The organism is Paenibacillus naphthalenovorans (assembly GCF_001465255.1).
GTDB classification, from domain to species: domain Bacteria; phylum Bacillota; class Bacilli; order Paenibacillales; family NBRC-103111; genus Paenibacillus_G; species Paenibacillus_G naphthalenovorans.
This window is the reverse complement of record NZ_CP013652.1, coordinates 3335164-3355536: the sequence shown is the minus strand read 5'-3', so window position 1 is coordinate 3355536 and position 20373 is coordinate 3335164. Positions and strand designations below refer to the sequence as shown.

Genomic DNA, 20373 nt, shown 5'->3' with positions numbered 1-20373 from the left:
GGGATGATCATCGTTGGATTAGCATTATCTTGTCGCTGTGCAAAAATAAACTTAAAGAAGGCGGAATGATCAAATAATTCCGCCGTTCTTATCGATCTTGAGGATTAGACGTTCTTTGGAATCGTCTAAATGAATTTTGATAACGGATTTGATCTGTTGAACATTCCCGTCTCTTAACGATTGAATAATCGCCAGATGCTGATTGGCGGCAGTAGTAATCATATCCTCTGAAATTAAAGAGGTCTCGGCCGCCAAAAATCTGTAATTCATAATATTTTTATAAATTTCAGTATTTTTATTGTTTCTGCCCAACTCCATAAATTTCAGATGGAACGCCATATTGTAATCGTTTTGTAAATATTGTTTTAAAGACAATGTTTTTATATCTTTAAGCGATCTTTGAATAATGGCCTCCATCACCATTAATTCTTTTTCCAGTTCCTCCTTGGGGACATCAGCCAACTTTTCCGCCACCCAAAATTCCAGCATCATTCGAGTATCCATAATGTCTAATACATCATGAATCTCGATGCCATTAACAAAAGTGCCGACCTTGGATACCGTTGTCACCAAACCATCCATCTCCAAACGGTTTAATGCGTCCCGAATCGGTGTTCTGCTTACGCCAAGCTGCTCGGCCAATTCGGGGATTAAGAGCTTTTGATTCGGTCTAAATTCCCGGCGGATGATTCGTTCCTTTAATATATTATAGGTTTTATCCCATAAATTCGAAGTATCGATTTTAGGCAGTTCCATATATAAACTCCTTTTGATCCATTTTTCTTCTTAAGAGACTATCATTAATTCTTCACGATTATGATGCCTATATGTTATATACATCATATTTCATTTTCTATATTACAGCCATTAACAAATGACGTCAATTGCAGAGAGGGTTTTCCCATTTTATTTGGAAGCGGTTATATAATACGTTGACAAAATCATTGATCATCCATTATGATGTGATTAATGTTGTATACAACATAAAACAAAAAAAGAAGGTGAAACGGACAGCGATCGCCATGCCAATTTCAGGAGTTCATCTTATTCAGAAAGGATTGACTGTAAAAACCAATTCAAGTATGATGGCTCTAGCTACCATGTATACAACATTTAATATACTTGGTGTTCAATATCAGAATCAGTGGCCGTTTCATCATTACATTTATGATAGCGGCAACACTGTAGCTCTGTATCGTTCTGGATCTTCTTATGCTATTTCATTATTCGGATTATGTTCGTTCGTACATAGAGGAGGAACCATCGAATGTTAAAACCAGAAGGCATTATTCCGGCTATGGTGACACCGTTTACATCATCGGAAGAAGTAAATGAACCCGTACTCCGCCAATTAGTTAAAAGATATGTGGACGCCGGTGTTCATGGATTATTTTGTTTAGGAACGAACGGAGAGTTTTTTTCACTAACGTTCGATGAAAAAATAAGAATTGCCGAAATCATTATAGATGAGGTCAAAGGGAAAGTACCGGTATATGTGGGTGCGGGCTGCATCACAACTTCCGAAACCGTTCGTATGGCCAAAAAGCTGGAGGAAATCGGCGCCGATGCGCTTTCCGTCATTACGCCGTATTTTCTGACGTTCACACAGGACGAGCTCGTGGAGCACTTTAAACGGATTGCCGATTCGACCCGCCTTCCTGTCGTTTTGTATAACATCCCATCCCGAACGGGGAACAGCCTGCTGCCAGGCTCGGTTGGGGTATTATCTCAAATTCCTAATATCGTCGGGATTAAAGACAGCAGCGGAAGCTTTGATAACACGCTGCAATATCTTGATGCCGTCGGACCTGAATTTTCCGTATTAGCCGGGACGGATTCCCTCATCTTGCCGACCCTGATGGCCGGAGGTAAAGGAGCTATAGCGGCGACAGCCAATATTTTACCGGAGACGGTCGTATCGATTTATACTCACTGGCAAGCGGGACGCTTTGCGGAAGCCGAGGAGGGGCAAAAACAGCTAAGGGCCATTCGATCGGCCATGGGACTGGGGACATTGCCAACCGTCTTAAAAGAAGCGATGAACATCATGGGCTTGCCTGTCGGGCCGGCCAGAGCTCCTGTTGCCGCGCTGCCTGAGGCAAAATACAACCAGCTCATGAAGGTTATGGATGCCTATATTCAGAAGGGCGTTATCCAGGCATCGAACGGTAGTGCAATGGTTTAAATGAATGCGCTTTATTATATATGTGTAAGTTGTTGATTGATATTCTATTAGGGAGGTCATTATACATGAAGAAAAATGTGATTACTATGCTGGCTGTGCTGTTAACTTTAACTTTACTGTTCGGCTGCGCACAGGCGCCTAAGCAAGGAGAGCAAGCCCAATCGGGTCAGCCGGAAGCGGCAAAGGCCAAATTCCCGACCAAACCGATTAATTTAATCGTTCCCTGGGCTGCCGGAGGAAGCACCGATTTGATGGCCCGCACATTGGCCAAAGAGGTGGAGAAAGAGCTTGGCCAGCCGGTCATGGTGGTCAATAAGGCCGGAGGAGGGGGAACCTTGGCGGTTACGGAGGTTTCCAAGTCTGCGCCTGACGGATATACCTTGGTCATTAGCTCGAACAGCCCTTTCACTACGCAGCCGCTCCTGAACCAACTGGAATATTCCATTGATGATTTCAGAATCGTGCACGCTACGACCTTTGAAGATCTTGTATTTGCAGCGCATGTGGATTCCCCGTATAAAACACTTGATGATGTACTGAATGCCAAAGGCAGCGGTAAGGCGATTAAATATGCGACATCGGGCGCCGGCGGATTATCTAATCTGGCTGCGGAAACCTTCTTTGAAACAGCGGGGATGAAAAGACAGCACGTTCCTTACAAGTCGGGAGCGGAAGTAGCCACGGCCGTACTTGGCCAGCAAGTGGATATCGGTATAGCCCATCCGGGAGAACTGATGGAGTATGTGAAGTCCGGGAAAATCAGATTTATCGGCGTATTCAATGAAAAGCGTGTACCGGAAATGCCCGACGTGCCTACGATGAGCGAAAAAGGCATTGACGTCAAATGGGGCGTGTACAAATTTATCGCAGTTCCCAAAGGTACGCCGGAGGATGTATATCAGGTTTTAAACAAAGCATTCGCCAAGGCTTTCGCATCTGATGCGTTTCATGACTTTTTGACGAAATCAAACTTGATTGCCAATAACGACAGCCCGCATCAAGTGGAAGAAAAAATCCGTACAGAATTGAAAGTGACCAAAGAATGGATCGATAAGATCGGTTTTGGAAAATAAGATACTTCCATGCAGCGACTGGGGCTGCTTACCATAAACAATCATGAGATGGTGCTTCACGGAGGGTAAGCAGTCTTTTTTAACGGCAGTAAAGAGCAATATGATTAAAGGATGTGTTTCCTTGTGAGAAATGCGGGGGTTTGGGTAGGCCTTGTCCTGCTGCTTTTTTCAGGCACGATGTTTTTCAGCTCCTTATCTTTGGAATATCGCGGTTCAATCGGGCCGGGACCGGGATTGTTCCCGTTATGGTTAAGCGGATTGCTGATCCTTCTGTCCGTGCTGTATATTATCGAATCCTTTATTAAAAAAGAAGTTGAGGTAAGCGACATCTTACCCAAGGGTAAAGCATTGCGAAGGGTGCTGCTTTTTGTTGGTTCGTTCCTTTTTTTTCTTCTGATTGTCCCGTTTACCGGTTTTTGTGTGGCAGGCATTGCGATGCTTTCCCTCATGTTCATGCAAGCCTACAAATGGTATGTGGGAATGGCCATTTCAACGGTAGTCACGCTGGTCTTTTTTGTCGTTTTTGCGGTTCTTCTAAAAATCCCGTTGCCGGTTAATTCTTTTGGATGGTAGGTGAGGCTGATGGAATCCTTCAACATGTTATTGCACGGATTTGAAACGGCGCTGTCCTTTTGGAATTTGTTGTATTGTTTGATCGGAGTAACCGTAGGGATGCTTGTGGGCGTGCTGCCAGGGCTTGGTCCGACAACCGCTACCGCCATTCTGCTTCCGATCAGCTTCGGTATGGAGCCTGTATCCGCCATTATTATGCTTGCCGGGATTTATTACGGCGCCATGTATGGGGGCACCATTACTTCGGTGTTAATTAACACCCCCGGGGAAGCTGCTTCCGTCATCACATGCCTGGACGGACATCCGCTGGCCAAGCAAGGGCGTGCGGGCGCCGCGCTTGGAATAGCAGGGATCGGTTCGTTTATCGGGGGGACCATCTCCATTATCGGGCTTGTTCTGATCGGTCCTCCCGTTGCCGAATATGCTCTGAAGTTTGGTCCGCCGGAGTTTTTTGGGCTGATGGTGTTAGGCATGATCATGGTCATTGGCTTGATGGGAAAATCCCTCATTCGCGGTCTCGTTGCAGCCGTCATAGGACTGGTGTTGGCTATGATTGGCATGGACCCGATGACGGGAACGGTGCGCCTTACCTTTGGCCAGGATCAATTAATGGACGGCCTTGATTTTGTGATGATTGCGATGGGCCTATTCGGCTTATCCGAAATTTTAAGCGGACTCGAAAATCAGGAGAAAGCGCAGAAAATTCCGAAGGTGAAGGGCGTTCTGCCTAAGCGGGAGGAATGGAAGCCGTCGCTTAAATCCATTGGCAGAGGAAGCCTGCTCGGCTTTCTTATGGGGTTAATTCCCGGGACGAACTCCGTCATTCCGGCGATTTTGTCTTACTCGCTCGAGAAAAAATTGGCCAAAGACCCTTCCAGATTCGGAAAAGGAGCCATTGAAGGCGTGGCCGGTCCCGAAACGGCTAACAATTCTTATTGCGGCGGAGCCCTTATTCCGTTATTTACCTTAGGACTTCCTAGCTCGCCGACGATTGCGGTCTTGTTGGGAGCGTTCATCATGCATGGTCTTACCCCGGGGCCTACACTGTTTGTAAAAAACCCGGATATTGTATGGGCGATTATCGCCAGCATGTTTATCGGTAATCTGCTGCTTCTGATCATGAACCTGCCGCTTGCCGGGATTTGGGCCAAAATTGCGTTGGTTCCGGCAAAATTACTGTTTCCAATCATATTGATTATATCGATCATCGGATCATACAGCGTCAAAAACAGCTTGTGGGATGTAGCGGCTATGTTCGTTTTCGGCATTGTGGGATATATATTCAAAAAAGTGGATATTCCGCTCGCACCCATCGTGCTCACTTTTGTATTAGGGGAACTGATGGAGAATTCATTATTGCAATCCCTTGCCTTGTTCGAAGGCCATTTTATGGGTTTCTTTACGCGTCCGTTAAGCGCAACATTGCTCGTGCTTTCTGCTATGATTCTGATCGCAAGCTTTGTTGCGGGGCTGATGAAAAAGAAGGATGGTCTTTCGGCGGATGTTGAAATGTAAACGTGGGTGTGATCCGGACGTGGATCGGCCTCGGCACGTTTTTTGATGATAGAAGAAAATCTAAGTTATCAGCGGAGCTGAAAGTTTTCTTTACCGCGAGAAAAGGTTCTAAAGGGGAGATTCAGTAATGAAAGTCGTATCCACATCGCCATCCTTTGCCAAATATTCGAATGAGCCTGTGAAATATCTAGAAAAACATGGGATGCAGTTGGTTCAATTGCCGGCGGATATTCAAGAGGAATCATTTATTGCCGAAATCCAGGATGCGGATGCCGCCATTGTTGCTTTTAATGCCATTACGCCGAATGTTCTGGCTCGTACGCCGAATTTAAAGATTATTTGCAAACATGGCGTAGGGGTGGATAACATCGATTTGGAAGCGGCCAGGAAAAGTCAAGTTTGGGTGACGAACGTTCCCAATACCAACAAGCATGCGGTAGCTGACTTTACCTTTGCCTTAATGCTTTCCTTGGCCCGTCAAATTCCGGCGGCCGTCGAATTAACCAAAAAGGGCGAGTGGCCAAGAATATTTGGCTCCGACGTTTATGGGAAAACGGTTGGCATCATAGGGCTCGGCAACATTGGCAAGGAAGTAGCCCGCAGGTCCAGAGGCTTTGATATGAATATTCTGGCCTTTGATCCTTACCCCGATCACAGCTTCGCGGAGAAGCATGAGGTCACATTCGTTTCCCTTGAAGAGCTTTTGAGTAAAAGCGATTTTGTAACTCTTCATATCGCGCTTACGGAACAAACGGAAAATCTCATCGGGCGCAAAGAAATGGACATGATGAAGAAAAGCGCCTATCTGATCAATGCTTCCCGGGGCGGGATTGTATCCGAAGATGCCCTGTACGAGGTTTTAAGAGACGGCTCCATTGCCGGAGCCGCATTGGATGTATTCGAACAAGAACCGGTTCGGGAGCATCCGCTGTTTGGTTTGCCCAATTGTATAGCCACGTCTCATATTGCAGGTTATACGAGCGGAGCTGTCAATGAAATCGGCATGATTTGCGTGCGGAATATCGTGGACGTTCTTGTGAACAAAAAAAGACCCGAGCATGTCGTAAACGGAATGTAGCCGCAGCGCCCGATCCTGAAACATGAGGAGAACGATGATGAATAAAATCATAGCATTACTGCGCGATATTCCGATTCCCAGGATGATCAAAGTACAGCAACACTTCATTGCTCCCGAAATTGGCGATACGGCATCGGCTGTCCGCAAAGCGATGAAGGAAGCCGGCGTTCTGCCGCGGGTTTCTCAAGGAGATCGGGTCGCTATAGCCGTGGGCAGCCGGGGAATAGCCGATATTGCCATTATCGTAAGAGAGGTCGTCCGCGCCGTCAAGTCTGCCGGTGCCCATCCCTTTATTGTACCGGCTATGGGAAGCCACGGCGGAGCGACGGCTGAAGGCCAGGCCGAAGTATTGGAGCAATTGGGGGTTACGGAACAATCCGTCGGGGCTCCCGTACATTCGAGCATGGACGTCGTGGAGGTGGGCAGATTACCTAAGGGTTTGCCTGTCTACACCGATAAAATTGCTTATGAAGCCGACAAGATTATCGTGATTAACCGGATTAAACCGCACACCGCCTTCAGCGGTCCGATCGAAAGCGGTTTGATGAAAATGATCACGATTGGCCTCGGGAAGCATAAGGGAGCTGATGCCGCTCATGCCTACGGTTTTAAATACATGGCTGAGCATGTCCCCGAGATGGCCCGAATCGTTCTTTCCAAGCTCCCTGTTATTTTTGGAGTAGCTGTTATTGAGAATGCTTATGACCGGCCCGCCAGGATCGCTGCCGTACCTGCCGAACGGCTGGAAGACATCGAACCCGGGTTACTGCTGGAAGCCAAGTCCCTCATGCCCCGGTTATTGTTCGATCCTATCGATGTCTTGATTGTAGATGAGATCGGAAAGGATATATCCGGCAGCGGCATGGACCCTAATATAACCGGACGCTTCCATACACCGTACGTCAAAAGCACGGCTCCCGCCATCAGCCGTATTGCAGTTCTCGGATTAACGGCCAAAACCCGGGGCAATGCGCTGGGCATCGGCTCGGCGGATGTGATTACGCGTAAGCTTTTTGATGAAATGGATTGGGAAAAGGGCTATATGAATGCTTTTACAAGCACGGTCCTAACCCCTGTCAAGGTTCCCATGGTTCTTCCGACGGAAAAATTGGCGATACAGGCGGCGATAAAAACGTGTAATGTGCCCGATTTTCATCAAGTGAGAATCGTCCGGATTAAAAATACGTTGGAATTAAAGGAAATCCGGATATCCGAAAACCTGCTGCCCGAAGCATTGGCTTCAAAGGCCATTGAGGTATTGACGGGGCCGGTTACGATGCATTTTTCCGACGTACCATAGAAAATTACAGGACTAACCCATGGGTTATCCAGAAGCGGTCTTGTCGGCGCCGGAGGCATCCTTGCGGGCCGATCGAAGCGCCAAGACAAGGACGGACACGATGATACAAAGGCTGCCGAGGAGCTGGACCGGGTCCATAGGCGTATGTAAAAATACGGTGGTAACCAGTACGGCTGTTAACGGTTCGGCGCTGCCGAGGATACTGGCCTGGGCCGGCGTGACAAACCGCAGGCTGTCCAGGAACAGATAGAATGGAGTAATGGTGCCTACGATGACAATAAACGCAAGCAAGGCAAACAGAAGCAGGGAGCCTTGGCTCCAATCGAAAAACCATGGCGGGTGAAACAGACTAAGTCCGACACCGCCGATGACCATGCTCCAGCCGACGACGGAAACCGGTCCCCAGGCTTTCAACAGCTTTGCCGGGAACAAGGTATAGAATGCCGCGGCTATGGCGGACAGGATTCCCCATATAAACGCTTCCAATGTTATCGTTAAAGAATCGACAGAGCCGCTCGTCGTCATGAAGAAAATGCCGGTCAGAGCTAACAGGAACGCAATGAGCTCCCGGCTGCCGGGCATTCGTCTGAACTGCAGGGAAACATAGACGATGATGAAGATCGGTCCCAAATACTGCAGCAGGGTGGCTGTGGCCGCATTTCCATGGTGAATCGCGGCAAAAAAGGTGTATTGAACGCCTAACATCCCTATTAAACCAAAGACAAGTAAGGTAAGCCGGTCCTTTTTATGCGACCAGACGGAAAAAGCGTTTTTGGTTCCCTGAATCAGGCTTTGCAGCAGGATCATGATGACACCGGCAGAGAGCAGACGAATAGAGACAAGGATGCCGGGCGCTGCCGCAAAATGCTGAAAAAACAGCTGAGCCGCGATCCCGGATAACGCCCAGCAGACAGCCGCGCACAGAACCATAAAAACTCCTTTGATCTTGATGTCGTTCTCCTCCTTGCAGCTTAAACAATAATAAGACAATATCTATTACACTACCATTATCTCCTCCATGTCGTAAACCCAAATTTCTAAATGATTCCATCCGCGCAAAAAGACCCTATTCCGTCCGGTTTCGGAGAGAACAGGGTCTTATTCATGATTCGGCTTCATCCAATCACCCTTTTTTTATTCGTACATCCGGCTGCGATACTGATTGTAAACCGAATTGGTTTTGTCTTCCTTGACTTCCAGAGCATCGATAAACTTGTTCAAAGCAGCCACCAATTTTTTTAACATTTGAACAACCTCCTCCCGATCTATAGCTTTATTATCGTATCTCCGTCAGGTTTTGACAAAGCCGATATTCCTCTATGAAAACGGCAATCATTTCCAATGAAAATCAATGAAAGCGGGTATCATGCCACCCGGTCTCAGGATTTTAACGAATTTCAGAGTTTTTCATCACTTTTCATAAAATCCGGTTTGAAACGGGGGATTTAACACTCCGCAAACATTTGAAGGGTATAGTGGTAACAAGGCATGTGGAGGTGGAATTCATGAAAAATTATCCGATCATCGCTTCGGTCACTAAGGAGGAGCAAATACAAAGCGTGCTGGACAGCGGCGTCAAACGGGTGAATCTGATGGCAGGACATATCGGTAATCTGGAAACGATCATTCAGCAAATCCATGACAGCGGCAAACAGGTTTACGTCCATTTGGAGATGGTCTCGGGCTTGGGCAGGGATTCGCACACCGTGGACTACTTGGCGAAGCAATTTAAGGTGGACGGGATCGTAACGACAAAGTCTAATGCGGTAGCTGCGGCCAGGCAAGCGGGAATCCAGAGCATTCAGCGCATCTTTGCCATTGATACGGCGGCCGTCCATACGGCCATTCGAATGATCGCCAGCACACAGCCCGATGAGGTCGAACTGATGCCCGGTTTGATGCCAAGGGTCATTCGCGAGCTGAAGAACACGATTAAGCAGCCGTTGATTGTGGGCGGCCTGATCCGTTATGAGGAGGAAATAATCGAAGCGCTGGAAAGCGGTGCGGATTTTATTTCCAGCGGCGATCCGTCCATGTGGCGGCAGCGGCCTTCATGGAGAAATTTACAAAACAACAACATGTCGTTTATCGCCCCTTAACAAAACGATCTTATGATCTACCTATAAGTAGAACAGATTTGCTGGTGAATATGGGTTGAGAAGAGGAGAAAACCCTTGTTCAGTAAAATGCCAAAAAAGCCGGAGCATCTATCCGATGGTTCGATGACGCTTTTTTCATTTTCGGACAAGGGTTATTTTTTGTGGAAAAGAGGCACGAAGGTGACAGGATATTGGGCATATCGCAAAAGCAAGCACGATTTTAGGCGAAGGGAAGAGGCAAAGACCAAAGGGCAGTATGCCAAACGTCCCAAAAGTTTAAATGAATTTCATGGCTATTTGTTTGATCTGGACGGCACCGTGTATTCCGGTGATACCTTACTCCCGGGTGTGCTGTCCACGTTGAATCGTCTCCGCGAACAAAACAAATCGCTGCTGTTCGTGACGAATACGACCATACGTACGGTAGAAGAGGTGCGGATGCGTCTGGAGCAGCTTGGGGTCGCTTGCAGCGAGTCTGAAATTATGACAGCATCATGTGCTGCAGGCATGTATTTTCAGGAATATGAACCGGGCGCTAGGGTGCTGATGATCGGTGAACAGGCCATGAAGCGGGAGCTGGAGCGCTTTGACGTAGAAACGACCGAGGATGCGTCCGGTGCAACGCATGTACTGGTTGGAATGGACAGGCAGTTTACGTATGACCGGCTCACCCAAGGCATGAAGGCTCTTCGCAACGGGGCGCTGCTCATCGCGGCCAACCCGGACCCGTTCTGTCCGCTGGACGACGGGGCGATACCCGATACGTGGTCGTTGGTAAGGGCGTTGGAGACGGCAAGCCTGCGGCAGACGTTTACCGTGATCGGCAAGCCTTCGGCTTATTATGCGGAAAAGGTATTCCAGAAGCTGGATATCGCTCCGGAGGAGTGCCTGATGGTCGGCGACCGGATTGAAACCGACATCCGCTTCGGCAATGATCACGGCATGTATTCTGCGCTCGTCCTGACAGGAGCGGATTCACGCAAAGACATCGTGTTAACGGGGATCGAGCCGGATTATGTCCTTGCTTCCCTTAGGGATATACTGGCCGACTGGTAGGATGATACGGAGCGCGGTATGATGCTAACGGCAAGGATAAGAGATAGAAGACAATAGCAGGGAGAATTGAACGGCTGCGCGAATATGGCCATGCCTACGTCAGCGGCCATTTTTTTATGGCATTATTTTAATATTATGTAAATTTGATTTTCATTTTAAAAACGTAATAAAAAGATTGACTGGAAAATTATTCCTTTGATATAATTTAAATTGTCAAAATAATTATTTTTTTGGGAGGGGTCGTATGAAAAACTATTCGGGTGAGAAGTTCACGGTAGCTGCGGTGCAAGCATCTTCGATTTTGTATGATCGGGACAAGTGTTTGGACAAAGCCATATCGCTTATAGAAGAAGCCGCCAAGCAAGGGGCACAGCTGGTCGTGTTGCCTGAATCGTACATCCCCGGGTACCCGTATCACATCTGGCTCGGAACCCCCATGTGGTACCATGGGCTGTTTAAAGAATGGTTTTTGAACTCGGTTGAAATTCCAAGCAAAACCGTTGATGCCTTATGTGAAAGCGCTAACAAAAATAATATCCACGTGGTAATCGGCATATCCGAACGCGACGGGAATACATGCTACAACACGATTTTGTTTATCGATAACCGGGGGGAAATATTCGGCAAGCACAGAAAATTGATGCCGACCCATGTGGAGCGCGTACACTGGGGCATGGGAGACGGAAGCTACCTGAATGTATATGATACGGATCTGGGCCGGATGAGCGGACTCGTATGTTGGGAACATACCATGGATTTGGTGCGCCATTCTCTTATTGCCCAGCGTGCTCAGCTTCATTGCGCCGTTTGGGTCGGATTCTCGAGCATTACGGGATGGGAAACCCTGTTCGACATGTCCACGGAACTTTCCGCCCGCTATCATGCGCATGTGGGAGAATGCTTTGTCCTAAATTCCCAAAGTACGGTCGACAAAGAAAACGTTGAGAAATTGTCGCAGACCGATTATCAGGGGCAGTGGATCAAACCTGGCGGCGGTTGGACGGCCATCATCGCACCCGGCGGGGCGATTCTGGCAGGTCCTTTGAAAGGAGAAGAAGGAATTCTATACGCTGAGGTCGATTTGAACATGATCGCCGACATGGCTCATTGGCATGATGCAACCGGACACTATTCCCGTCCGGATGTGGCAAGCTTGTTATTAAACCGCGAGCCTTATAAAGTGACGCGGAACATGAACAGCATTTCCAACAAAGCGGGATCGGCGATAGGTTTCGGAGCCTCCCAACAGTCTTCGGACCAGCTTTTGAAAATGATGCAACAATTAGAGGGTAAATTCGGCGATTCGGAAGAATGGACACGAAAATTAGCGGAGTTGAAGCAAGAGGCTTTGCAGAAAAAGAAATAGAAAAACAATTCAGTAAGGAATAGCGGTTGAATGAGGCTCTATAAATGGGCTTCATTTTTATTATATGGAACAACTCTGCTTGCCAATGAGGATCTTTGGGAGTACCGGCCAGAGCTAGCACGTCACAGCCGTAAGAGGTATGCTTCATACCGAGAAGCTGTAATATGTCTTAGGGAACGGGCAGTCCGTACTACTGCAAGAGAAAGCCAATATTTGACGGAGGTGCTATAATAGCATAGAAGTGATTTGGAAAGGGAATTCGGTATGGAAGCCAGTTCAGATTTTTTCAATCGAAAGCACAAAGACCACGGCGTGGCCTTAAATCATGTCCAGAAGCAGGCGGTTCTGCAGACGGAGGGGCCCTTGCTTCTTTTGGCGGCTCCGGGTTCGGGGAAGACGACTACGATGATTATGCGAATCGGCTATCTCATTGAAGTGAAGGGAGTGGCTCCGTCGCGGATCAAGGCGGTGACCTTCAGCCGCGCATCGGCGTCCGATATGAAGGAGCGGTTCACACGCTTTTTCCCAGATCTTCCACCTGTCGATTTCTCTACCCTACACAGTCTGGCCTTTGAGATCGTCCGGGAGCATTTTCGTCAAACGGGAACAGCCTATCAAATGATTGAAGGGGACATCGAGTTGGAGGAGCGGGTCGATTTTGATTCGGAGCACCCGCCGCTGCATAAGAAGCATATTTTAAGACATTTATTTAATACGATCGTTGGCGAAATCATCACGGATGATCAAATGGACGAGCTGACTACGTATATCAGCTATATTAAAAACAAAATGATCCCCAGGGAAGAATGGCCGCTCGTGGAGTGCGATGTCAAGGAAGCTGAACGGATTCTGCGGGAATATGAGGCGTTTAAACGGTCGGGCTCGGATAAGCTGCTGATCGATTACGATGATATGCTGACTCTGGGAAATGAGATTCTGGAGCGGGATAAGGTACTGCTGCGCAAATACCAGCAGCGATACGATTATGTGCTTACGGATGAAAGCCAGGACACCTCACTGGTGCAGCACGCCATCATAGAAAAGCTGGTCCGCCGGCATGGCAATCTTTGCGTCGTAGCCGACGACGATCAATCCATCTACGGCTGGAGAGGTGCGGAGCCTTCCTATTTGCTTAACTTCAAGCAAGTGTATCCGAAAGCCGTTATTTTGTTTATGGAGCAGAACTACAGGTCGTCCAAAGACATTGTAAGTGCGGCCAACCAGTTCATTAAACGAAACAAAAGCCGGTATGACAAAAACATGTTTACCCATAACCCGTCTCATCAGCCGATTAAAATCAGGAGCTTGGCCGATTATCAAGATCAGGCCAAATACTTGGTTCAGGAGATCCAAAAGGTGGAAAGCCTGCGTGATGTGGCAGTGCTGTACCGGAACAATGCTTCTTCCATTCCATTAATGAACGAATTTGACCGGGCGGGGATTCCTTTTTACATGAAGGATGGCGATATTCGATTTTTTTCCCATTGGGTAGTGAAGGACATCTTAAACTTTATGCGGATGACCTTTACGGACAAGCGTGCGGATATTTTGGAAGAGATTCACACCAAGATCAACGGGTATATTACCAGACGGCAAATGGCCGCACTGAAGGAAATAACCAATAACGAATCGGTCTTTGATAATTTGCTGAATTACGTCGAACTCAAAGATTATCAGCGTAAACCGCTGCAGGAGTGCAAAGAGACCCTCCAACAAATGAAAGGAATTCCGCCGTTGGACGCCATACGTTCAATTCGGAGAAAATTGGGGTACGAGAAAGCCGTTGAAAAGATGAGCGAGCGTCTGGGCTTCAGAAAGGAATACGTGTTCGGGATCCTGAACACCCTGGAAGAGATTGCCGACGGTCTTGAAACGATGGAGGATTTTGCGAAGCGGTTAAAGTATTTGGAATCGGTGATGAAAAGCTCAAGGTTCAATAAGAACCGCAATGCGGTAACCTTCTCCACGCTTCACAGCGCAAAAGGCCTGGAGTTTAAGCGGGTTTATATGATCGATTTGATTGACGGCATTATCCCTTCTAATGATGATTTGGAGAAAAACGGTGCAGGGAAGCAGGAGTTCATGGAGGAAGCGGTTCGTTTATTCTATGTGGGGATGACCCGGGCGAAAATGGAACTGAAGCTCATCACGTACCAAAAACGGGATGGCGAAAAGGTAAAAGAGTCCCTGTTTGTTTCGGATGTCCGCAGCATTATAGCTCCTCCAAAGCCGATGCAAACACAAGTGCCTAAAGAAGAACCGTCAAAGCCTCATAACCCGAAGGCAATCCGAAATAAAAATGAATTGAAATTGGGTAGCATCGTAGAACATCGTGTATTTGGCCGGGGAGAAATTATTAAAATCAACGGGGAACGAATCCACATCCGCTTTCAAGCCGGCGTCAAGGCCTTGTCCATTCTTACATGCATTGAAGCGGGATTGTTGGAACCGGCGGTGCGGGTTGAAGCAACAAGCGGTGAAAACGGTTATCCGGTATGAAACGACAACGGTGCAAGCCGGGGGTTCTTCCCCTGCTTTTTTAAGTTTGGCTATTCTATTTGGTTATGATAAACAATGAGGAATATGAATGATATGCTTCTGCTCATTTGTGATACGCTAGATCCAAGCCGGATGAACAAATGGGATGAAGTTGTGCCGCAGCGATGCATGATCCGCTGCTGCGGTGGAGGAGGTGCAGATGAACAAATTGTCCGGAAATGCCACGGTGCTTAAGATTGTACTGCTGATCATGCTGGGATCTCAGCTGATGTTGAATATGTCCAGACCCGTGATCACTCTATTCGCTTCCAATCTCGGTGCAAGCACCCTCGAAATCGGCTTCCTTACCGCTTCCTTTGCCTTCTTACCCTTGCTGTTTGCCATTCGCGCAGGTAAAATAGCCGATCGGTTCGGTGACCGGCTGCCGGTCGTGGCTGGGGGGATCGGCTGTTCGCTGGGGATGGCGCTGCCTTTTGTTTTTCCGGCCATGTGGGCGTTGTTTGTGTCCCAGGTCCTGGTGGGGTTATCGCATGTTTTTATTGCGATTTGTTTGCAAAATGTGCTGGGAAACGCGGCGGCGTCCAAAGAACAACGGGACCACTATTTCAGTATGTTAAGCATGGTGGTCGCCATAGCCCATTTTGTCGGACCTCTGATGGGCGGTTATACGGCGGAGCATTATTCATACCGGACGGTATTCCAGACGGCCATGCTGATCGGCATGGTTCCCATCCTTATTTCATTTTACATTCCTGTGATGTTGAGAAAGAAAGAGGAGACGGACCCGGCACCGGATTCGACGACTTTGCTCAGTCTGTTGAAGCTTCCTGTCCTTCGGAATGCGTTGGCGACGAGCGCATTGGTCCTGTATTCCAGAGATATATTTGTCGCTTACTTCCCGCTGTATGGCGAAAGGATAGGCATGTCGGATTCAAGTATCGGGTGGATTATAGCGATTCAAGGTCTGTCCATGGTACCCGTCCGGTTATTTTTATCCAGACTGACTGCGGCCTTTGGCCGGGAGCGTATCCTGCTTCTTTCCATACAAATCGCCGGCTTTGCCTTTGTTCTTATCCCCTATGCGGGACATATATCCCTGCTGCTCCTGTTAAGTGTATTCATGGGAATCGGTCTAGGGTGCGGACAGCCGCTGTCCATGTCAACAACGTATAGCGCGTCCCCCAAAAATAAAACGGGGGAAGTGCTGGGACTGCGGCTTGCAACAAACCGCCTGTCGCAGCTCATTGCTCCCCTTTTCTTCGGGCTGGTGGGCAGCTGGATCGGGTTGGTCTCCGTATTTTACGTGAGCGGAGCATTTCTTATAGGAGGCGCTTTGCTGACTAAAACGAAAGCCGGCCACCAGGATCAGGAAGGGGTAGGGATGTAACCAGGGATGAATCAGGGATGGACAAAATCAACGGATTCGCTCATATCCTGCAGATCGGTGGTTTTAATAAAGTCGACAAACGCTTTGACGACATTGTTTTGCAGCGATTCCTCATAGTAAAACATCCATGTTTCCCGCTTGAGAGGAATATTGTCCTTATCCGTCAGCTCGATTTTATAAATATCCTGTACATCCCTTAAAAACCTCGACGGCAGGAAGGCATAGCCGAGGCCGTTTTTCACCATTTCCTTGCAGGTGTCCGCCCGGTCTACCTTGATAGCGGTAAGCGGCGCCCTGGTATAACGATCCGCCCACCAACGATCGATGAGGGATTTAAATAAGGTATCGGTATAATAGTCGATTCTCGGCGCTTGGGGAAGATCGTTCAGATCGATCTTTTCTTTGGAGACGATCCATATCTTCTCCTCAAATAAAAGATGCTTCTCACCCGGCCAGCTGTAATCTCCGCGAACGAAACCGATGTGAATATCACGGTGATAGGCCATCTGAAAAATATCTTTGCTGAATGCGGTGTCTAATTGAAAATCCACACGCGGATACTGATCCCGAAACCATTTTAATAAAGCGGGAAGCTCATATTTTCCAAAATAATGGGAGACGCCGATGCGGAGCGTTCCTGCAATGTCCTGATTCATGTTCAGCACGGCTTCCTTGATTTCGCGGAACGTGGAGATCAGCTGCCCGGCCCGTTTGGCCAAATACTCTCCCTGCGGGGTAAAATGGACGCCCCGGATTCCCCGATTGACGATTTTGACCCCGAATTCCTCTTCGATATGCATCAGCCGTTTGGTTAGCGCAGGCTGTGTAATATATAAAATTTGGGCGGTTTTTGTAATGTTTTTCTGTTCGTAGAGCACGTGCAGGATAGTCCAGTCGCGTTCGTCCATGACGTTGTCCCCCGTGTACATAGAAGTGTTAACTTCAGTTTACCCTGAACAGGCCATAAATGAAAATGGGATACTGGAACTCCCGTCTGCGGCAATGCTTTTGGTTTGGGATGAACAAAGCGTTGAGCCGGGAGCCCGTCACTTCAGATTCAAAAGCTGGGGAACGGTAAGCAGCTTATAGCTTCTGCCGCGCAGCGTTTGGATGACGACGGGAAGCGCGTCTACCGATCCCTGCAGGCTTTCGCCGACACCACCGGCGCTGTGCTGAAGAACAATCGATCCTGGACGGGTATGGGCGAGGATGTTGGCTGCGACCTGCCTGCCGCTCAACTGCATCCAATCGAGGCTGTCCACATTCCACAAAATGACTTTTTTCTTCGCTTTGACCGCTTCTTCTACGACCGTATCGCTAAGCGCTCCGTAAGGCGGCCGGAAGAGAACAGGAGTGATTCCCGTCAGTCTGCGGATCACTTCGTCTGTTCGTTGGATTTGGGAACGGACGTCTTCGGCGGCTGTCAGCTTCGCAAGATTGGGATGGTTCCAGCTGTGGTTGCCGATTGCGTGTCCCTCTCTGGCGATACGCCGCAGCACATCGGGATTGGATTCGCATCGGCGGCCGACGACGAAAAAAGTGGCCTTCACATGAAAGCGGGCGAGCGCATCGAGAACCATCGGTGTCCATAGGCCGTCCGGACCATCGTCGAACGTCAAGGCCGCTTCTTTGCGCAGCGGACCGTGAAGGATGACCTCGGTCGGATATTTGGACGACCAATCGAGATGTTCAATATGGGGGGCATGTTCTTCCGGTCTCTCGGGCCCCCCGATGTGAGGTTCCACCGGCGCAGGCTCCCGTAATCCGCCATGCTGAATCGGCACGGCGGGATGGCGGTTCCGCCAATCATATGCGGTGTATGGCGTTGCGCAGCGGGAAGGACCGTAAACAACAGAGCCTTGCCGATTCACCCAGGTAACCAAAGGGAAAGGCTTGCGCATCGTTATATCTCTCCTGAATGCTTTCCTGTTCCTGCGGAAAGCTTCGATGTCGGGGGGGCGAAACCTGCATCCAATATTGCAGCGGCTTGTGCGCCGATATGTTACAGCCTATGTACTAAAGCTTATGCAGGTTCCTTCCATAACAGATCTGTCCGGCTTTTGGACGGTCTGATTTGCCCATACCGAAAAAATCCAGTTGTAACCGCATACATTGCCCGTATGAGTCAAAAGTCCTTGTTTTTGTCGAAATTTCATAAAAAATCCTGAAAAAATCTAAAAGTTAGGGAGTACCATGTCGATATATAAATATAGCCGTGTAAATAAAAAAATAACAATCCTTACTTTGGTGGGGAAGACATCGGCATCGAGCGGTTTGTTACTATACATAATGGAGGAGAACGCATGAAATGGTTTAAAAATTCGTTTAATTGGTTTAATAATTTAAAAATTTCAATGAAGTTTGTTTTGAGTTTCTCTATCGTGCTGCTTATTTTGGTAGCCATAGGGTTATTCGGAATTACTAACGCCAACAGGATCAATAATAATCTGGAAGATATCTATGCCAACCGTTTGGTGGCCATTACCGAACTGGGGACGGTGTCCTCAAATTTGCATAGAATCAACAGCAGTGTCGGCAGTTATATGTTAAACACCGATCCGGAAAGCCGTAAAGCGGAAAAAGCAAAGATTGAAGAAAGCTCCAAACAGATCGAAGAGGCGTTGCAACGGCTCTCCACTGTCCGACTCACCGATGCGGAACTCAAGGAATTGAACTTGTTTCAAAACTTATGGAAGCAGTATCTGCCTGAAGTGGACAAGGTATATGGTTACATCAACAATAACCAGATGGAGTTTGCGATAACCCATTATCAGAGACAAGTATTAAACCGAATGAGCGGGGTAGACAGAAGCTTCCAAAATTTCATTGAAATGAACAAAGAAAATGCTCATACGGCCTATGTGGAATCCAATAAAGTGTACCAGGGAGTCATTCAGTTCTCGGCGATTTTTATGGTGGTATCTTTTATCCTGTCGGCACTGCTGGGTTATCTGATGACGAACTCGATCCGCAGGCCGTTGAACCAGTTGTTAAGTCTTTCGGAGAGAATTGGCCGGGGAGATCTGTCTCAGACGATCAGCATCAAGCGGAAGGATGAATTCGGAGAACTGGCGGGATCATTTGAAAAAATGAGAGTCAATCTGATCGAGATCGTTGAGAACGTGAAGCATTCCTCCGCCATACTATCCGGCTTGTTTAATGAAATTCGGGATCATGCCGACAATACCGGCAAAGCGTCCACCATGTTCTATGAAGGTTTGCAGGAAAGCGCCGAAAAGTCGAGGGTTCAATCCGAGCAAGTCACCAACGATGCCGTTATTATCAAAGAGATGGCCCATGGTCTCCAGCAGGTAGCTGTCAGTATCGATCAAATCGGAATTCATTCCATTGAAATGGAACAGTCGTCTACCAGTGGAGTCGTTGTCGTTCAAAAAGCGGTTGAAAAGATTAGCCATGTGCAAAAAGAGGTCCATCATTCATTTGAAACCATGACTGAATTAATGGAGCTGTCCAAAGAGATTGGGCAGGTCATGCACACGATCAGAAATATTGCCGAGGAGACCAACCTGTTATCCTTGAATGCCTCTATTGAAGCGGCGCGTGCCGGCGAAGCGGGACGGGGATTTGCCGTGGTCGCGCATGAAGTCAGAAAGCTCGCGGACAATAGCAGCCAAGCGGCGAATCATGTGCAGACGATGATTTCCAGAATTCAGGAAAGCAGCGAGAATGCCATGCGGTCGATCGAGCTCTCCCTTCGTGAGATCGACGAAGGTCAAGCCAGTGTTGGTGAAGCGGGTGCTGCCTTTACCGAAATTCAAAACTGGATTCTTAACATCAACAATAACATTCAGGATGTATCGGCTTCCGTTGAAGAACTGGCAGCGGGGAGTCAGCAGATCAATGTATCCATTCAAGGGATCGAACAATTCTCTTCTCAAACCGCTCAATCGAGTCAGGAGTTTGCCGCCATTTCCGCCGAGCAGATCCATTCTATGGATCAGGTGATCAGCTCTATTAAGCAGCTGTACGAGACGACGCAGGAAATGAACAAGGCGATTAACCGTTTTGTTTTGAAATAGCAGCATAGCAAGGGAACGCCGGGGTCTTAGGAAGCCGGCGTTTGCTGTTTTGTTGAAAGAACGGCTTCTGCATGCATCGCATGACCGCAAAAAGTATAAATACATAAATAAATTATTGTTGAAATTCCTCGAATGCAATGATAGAATACTTTTGGGTAAGGTGGTACTACCACTTATCCACTATACGACCCGATCAAAGTTA

The 20373-nt window shown here is 48.0% G+C and carries 16 protein-coding genes; 12 read left to right on the top strand and 4 right to left on the bottom strand.

All coding sequences use genetic code 11. The annotated features are described in order from the left end of the window. Nucleotides 1-69 precede the first annotated feature (69 nt). Nucleotides 70-756, bottom strand: coding sequence for a GntR family transcriptional regulator (locus tag IJ22_RS16410; RefSeq protein ID WP_062409590.1), 687 nt, complete (start codon nt 754-756; stop codon nt 70-72). 511 nt (nt 757-1267) lie between these two features. Here IJ22_RS16410 and dapA point away from each other — a divergent pair. From dapA to IJ22_RS16380, 6 genes are all read left to right on the top strand, one after another. Next, nucleotides 1268-2185 carry a 4-hydroxy-tetrahydrodipicolinate synthase gene (gene dapA / locus IJ22_RS16405; protein ID WP_062409589.1) on the top strand — a complete coding sequence of 306 codons (918 nt, stop codon included), beginning with the start codon at nt 1268-1270 and terminating at the stop codon, nt 2183-2185. Between the two features lie 65 nt (nt 2186-2250). Next, nucleotides 2251-3258: a tripartite tricarboxylate transporter substrate binding protein gene (locus IJ22_RS16400; RefSeq protein WP_062409588.1), complete on the top strand. Its 1008-nt coding sequence runs from the start codon at nt 2251-2253 to the stop codon at nt 3256-3258. Nucleotides 3259-3381: 123 nt separating this feature from the next. Then, nucleotides 3382-3831 carry a tripartite tricarboxylate transporter TctB family protein gene (locus IJ22_RS16395; protein ID WP_062409587.1) on the top strand — a complete coding sequence of 150 codons (450 nt, stop codon included), beginning with the start codon at nt 3382-3384 and terminating at the stop codon, nt 3829-3831. Nucleotides 3832-3840: 9 nt separating this feature from the next. Next, nucleotides 3841-5346 (top strand): tripartite tricarboxylate transporter permease, encoded by a 1506-nt coding sequence (locus IJ22_RS16390; protein WP_062409586.1) that lies wholly within the window; start codon nt 3841-3843, stop codon nt 5344-5346. A 127-nt stretch (nt 5347-5473) separates the two neighbouring features. Next, nucleotides 5474-6424 carry a phosphoglycerate dehydrogenase gene (locus IJ22_RS16385; protein WP_062409585.1) on the top strand — a complete coding sequence of 317 codons (951 nt, stop codon included), beginning with the start codon at nt 5474-5476 and terminating at the stop codon, nt 6422-6424. Nucleotides 6425-6461: 37 nt separating this feature from the next. Further along, the gene (locus tag IJ22_RS16380) at nt 6462-7724 is read left to right on the top strand and encodes a nickel pincer cofactor-dependent isomerase, group 22 (RefSeq protein ID WP_062409584.1); all 1263 of its coding nucleotides are present in this window, start codon (nt 6462-6464) and stop codon (nt 7722-7724) included. Between the two features lie 24 nt (nt 7725-7748). On the opposite strand, the gene IJ22_RS16375 is transcribed toward IJ22_RS16380, so the two are convergent. Next, nucleotides 7749-8654, bottom strand: coding sequence for an EamA family transporter (locus IJ22_RS16375; RefSeq protein ID WP_217437411.1), 906 nt, complete (start codon nt 8652-8654; stop codon nt 7749-7751). A 575-nt stretch (nt 8655-9229) separates the two neighbouring features. Here IJ22_RS16375 and IJ22_RS16370 point away from each other — a divergent pair. The 5 genes from IJ22_RS16370 to IJ22_RS16350 all read left to right on the top strand — a co-directional run bounded on the left by IJ22_RS16370 (nt 9230) and on the right by IJ22_RS16350 (nt 16131). After that, nucleotides 9230-9823, top strand: coding sequence for a glycerol-3-phosphate responsive antiterminator (locus tag IJ22_RS16370; RefSeq protein WP_054817412.1), 594 nt, complete (start codon nt 9230-9232; stop codon nt 9821-9823). 180 nt (nt 9824-10003) lie between these two features. Then, nucleotides 10004-10879, top strand: coding sequence for an HAD-IIA family hydrolase (locus tag IJ22_RS16365; RefSeq protein ID WP_235594151.1), 876 nt, complete (start codon nt 10004-10006; stop codon nt 10877-10879). 244 nt (nt 10880-11123) lie between these two features. After that, nucleotides 11124-12245, top strand: a complete 1122-nt coding sequence (locus IJ22_RS16360) for a carbon-nitrogen hydrolase family protein (RefSeq protein WP_062409583.1) — start codon at nt 11124-11126, stop codon at nt 12243-12245. Between the two features lie 264 nt (nt 12246-12509). After that, entirely contained in the window at nt 12510-14744 is a 2235-nt protein-coding gene (locus IJ22_RS16355; protein ID WP_062411024.1) for an ATP-dependent helicase, read from the top strand. A 199-nt stretch (nt 14745-14943) separates the two neighbouring features. Then, nucleotides 14944-16131, top strand: coding sequence for an MFS transporter (locus tag IJ22_RS16350; RefSeq protein WP_062409582.1), 1188 nt, complete (start codon nt 14944-14946; stop codon nt 16129-16131). Between the two features lie 11 nt (nt 16132-16142). Here IJ22_RS16350 and IJ22_RS16345 read toward each other — a convergent pair whose 3' ends face one another. Together IJ22_RS16345 and IJ22_RS16340 are read right to left on the bottom strand one after the other, a co-directional pair. Beyond that, a complete protein-coding gene (locus tag IJ22_RS16345; RefSeq protein WP_062409581.1) occupies nt 16143-17039 on the bottom strand; it encodes a LysR family transcriptional regulator in 897 nt (298 codons plus the stop codon). Nucleotides 17040-17177: 138 nt separating this feature from the next. Then, the gene (locus IJ22_RS16340; RefSeq protein WP_082660853.1) at nt 17178-18032 is read right to left on the bottom strand and encodes a polysaccharide deacetylase family protein; all 855 of its coding nucleotides are present in this window, start codon (nt 18030-18032) and stop codon (nt 17178-17180) included. A 402-nt stretch (nt 18033-18434) separates the two neighbouring features. Between IJ22_RS16340 and IJ22_RS16335 the strand changes: the two genes are divergently transcribed. Further along, a complete protein-coding gene (locus tag IJ22_RS16335; RefSeq protein ID WP_054817414.1) occupies nt 18435-20171 on the top strand; it encodes a methyl-accepting chemotaxis protein in 1737 nt (578 codons plus the stop codon). The last annotated feature ends 202 nt before the right edge of the window (nt 20172-20373 follow it).